Genomic DNA, 2529 nt, shown 5'->3' with positions numbered 1-2529 from the left:
GTAGATGAGGGTGCTTGCGGGCGAAGTGGGCGGCGTCGACGACTTCGGCGGTGTGCCGTGGCCTGATCACGAGACCGGGCGAGCCTCCCCGCAGGTACGTCGAACGCACTGACCCGTACCCCACATCGCCTGGTTCGATCACCCGATCGGTCAGGCTTGTCGGAACCTGGTCATACGCGATTCCCGGGGTGCGGCGGGCGCGCACCGTTGCGCGCCGAATATTGGCATTGTTGAATCCGCCGGGCAACGCACGGTGGGCCGCGTTGCGGAGCGCTGGGATGACTTCCTCCGCGAACTGTTGCATCGTTGCTGGGTCATCCGGCCGGAGGATGAAGGTTCCGACGCCGTCTTCGACGACGAGCGGCAGCAGGTCGTCGACCCACTGCTGGCTGGGGCCGACGAGGAATCCGGTCCTCGACGCTTGGAATCGCCCGGAGATGTTCACAAGTCGGCGGATCTCACGCGGATCCCGCCCTGCCTCGACGGCCGCGTCATCGATCACCCGGTTCGCTGCGCGGAGTTGTCCGGGCTTCATGTCACGGATGGATTGCAGCCAACCGTCGGCTTTGCGACCGATCAGCCGGAGCATATGCGGCTCAAGCCCACCGAGCCAGATGGGAATGTCGTGCGCGGGTTCGGGCCCCCGCTGTGCGCCCTCGACACGGTAGTAATCACCGACGTATCGCACGGGGCCGCGGTCGGGAGACCAAATGTCGCGGATGATGTCAATCGCTTCTTCGAGCGCTTCGGCAGACTCGGCTGGTGTCAGCCGGTCGACGGCCCGAGCTTCTAGTGCGTCCCATGACGCTCCCGCGCCCAGCGCCAGGTTGAAGCGGCCACTCGAAAGCAGGTCCAGGCTCGCCGAGGCGCGAGCAGCGACGGCCGGGGTGCGCATCGGCGTGTTCGAAACGTTGGGGGCGATGCGGATCCGGTCCGTGTGGCCCGCCAGCCACGACATCAGGGTCCACGTGTCAAGGAACTCCGGCTGATCAGGATTGTCCTGCACGGTGACAATGTCATAGCCGAGCAACTCACTCAACCGCGCGCGATCAACTGCCGTCTCCGGTGGCTGGTTCACTGGCTTGATCAACGTGCCGAACTCCAAGAGATGGCCGTAGTTCATGAGAGGCAGGCCATGTTCTGGGTGCGGGTGTTCCAAACGAGAAGCATGCGTCCAGCCTTTCAGGAGTGGAACAGCTTGCCCAGTTGGCAATAAGCCGCTTACTATAGGTAAGCAGGCGAGTAGGCGAGGAGCTTACTAATCTATCTCGGTCTGGAGACACCATGAGTGATGCAGAATTCGTCCACATCAACGACGAGGAATGTCGTCGATTCCAAGCATCAGCCGAGTTAGCAGGCCGCAAGTGGAACGCCGCTATTCTCCTGGCTGGTGCGCGCGGCGCTCGCCGGTTCACGGAATACCGGGGTTTGGTCGACGGTATCTCTGATCGCCTGCTGGCGGCTCGGTTGAAAGAGCTCGAAGCAGAAGGCCTGATCGCTCGCGACGTGCAGCCAACGACACCGGTGTCGGTCAGTTACGCGCTCACCAGATCCGGTCGGGAACTGATTTCGTTACTGCACCCACTGGTCACCTGGAGCCGATCACGGACCGACGCAACACCGCCGGTGAGTGTCGTCTCAATGTCAGGCCCTCGGGAGTAGCGCCAGCCCGAACTCGGGTTCTGCCAGGCCGTCCGGTGCAGAGGTAGCAGCCGCCGAGCTCCGCGTCTGGTCCCGCCGTACGCAGCGTTCATCGCCGAGTCGACGGGCCAATTTCTGGCCGGCCGGCAATGCGCCAGCGAGCGGGCGCAGAACATCGAGGATCGTTTCCAGCTGCTCATCTTCCGTGAGTGCAGCGATTGACGCATCAAGGCGGCGTTCGACCGCGTGGATTTGGTTTTCCAGGAGCGCGCCCCGAGCGGTGAGGCTGATCACGCTTGAGCGGCGGTCTTCCGGGTCGGTCTCGCGCCGAATGAAACCTCGTTCGCTGAGGCGATCAACCAGGCGACTGGGCTTGTCGCCGGACTCTGAAATGTGCAGTCTCCCGAGCGCAGTCAGCGTAAGCGGCCCGAAGTCACCGAGTATTCGGATGACCTCGCTTTGCGAGGGAGTGACACCAAGGGGACGCAGCATCGCCGCGAACGCTCGACTGCTATCACGCTGGATCGCCAAAGCCAGATAACGGAGCTCTTCCGCCTTCCTCATAACCGTCTCCTTTCTTGAGCGCGTTTTTCTTCGCCGCTAGCGAAGCTGTTTCTGATGCTCTCCTGCACGCACGAGACAGTTCGGAATTCAAGAACCGCGTGAGGGGGTGGCGCGAGAGCGCTCTGTCTCTCGGGCCACCCCTTTCCGTACAACCCCCTATCGATGGGGGCGGTGTGGTTATGGAAGCAGGAGGGTCGGCTGGTTCGCTCGTGCGTTTCCGAACCGCTGCGCGACGTCTTGCCAGTTGATGATGTTCCAGAACGCTTTCACGTAGTCAGCCTTGACGTTGACATAGTCGAGGTAGAAGGCGTGCTCCCACATGTC

Annotated in this window: 4 protein-coding genes; 1 reads left to right on the top strand and 3 read right to left on the bottom strand. The window is 62.6% G+C overall.

What is annotated here, in order from left to right; all coding sequences use genetic code 11:
* The coding region (locus ACLQ62_RS05895) for an LLM class flavin-dependent oxidoreductase (protein WP_411720729.1) at positions 1-1123 on the bottom strand (1123 nt) is incomplete at its 3' end.
* Positions 1124-1284: 161 nt separating this feature from the next.
* Between ACLQ62_RS05895 and ACLQ62_RS05890 the strand changes: the two genes are divergently transcribed.
* The gene (locus tag ACLQ62_RS05890) at positions 1285-1662 is read left to right on the top strand and encodes a winged helix-turn-helix transcriptional regulator (RefSeq protein ID WP_411720728.1); all 378 of its coding nucleotides are present in this window, start codon (positions 1285-1287) and stop codon (positions 1660-1662) included.
* Here ACLQ62_RS05890 and ACLQ62_RS05885 read toward each other — a convergent pair.
* The gene (locus ACLQ62_RS05885; protein WP_411720727.1) at positions 1645-2205 is read right to left on the bottom strand and encodes a MarR family winged helix-turn-helix transcriptional regulator; all 561 of its coding nucleotides are present in this window, start codon (positions 2203-2205) and stop codon (positions 1645-1647) included. The two genes, ACLQ62_RS05890 and ACLQ62_RS05885, sit on opposite strands and share 18 nt — an antisense overlap.
* A gap of 177 nt (positions 2206-2382) precedes the next feature.
* Positions 2383-2529 (bottom strand): Fe-Mn family superoxide dismutase (locus ACLQ62_RS05880; RefSeq protein WP_411720730.1); only part of this gene is annotated, 147 nt, incomplete at its 5' end.

Source organism: Mycetocola sp., assembly GCF_046716805.1.
Lineage (GTDB): Bacteria > Actinomycetota > Actinomycetes > Actinomycetales > Microbacteriaceae > Mycetocola_A.
This window is presented reverse-complemented; position numbering and strand designations above follow the sequence as displayed.

Excerpts from the sequence above, each read along its gene's own strand:
- ACLQ62_RS05890 (WP_411720728.1), top strand. The coding sequence starts at position 1,285 with ATGAGTGATGCAGAATTCGTCCACATCAACGACGAGGAATGTCGTCGA.
- ACLQ62_RS05885 (WP_411720727.1), bottom strand. The coding sequence starts at position 2,205 with ATGAGGAAGGCGGAAGAGCTCCGTTATCTGGCTTTGGCGATCCAGCGT.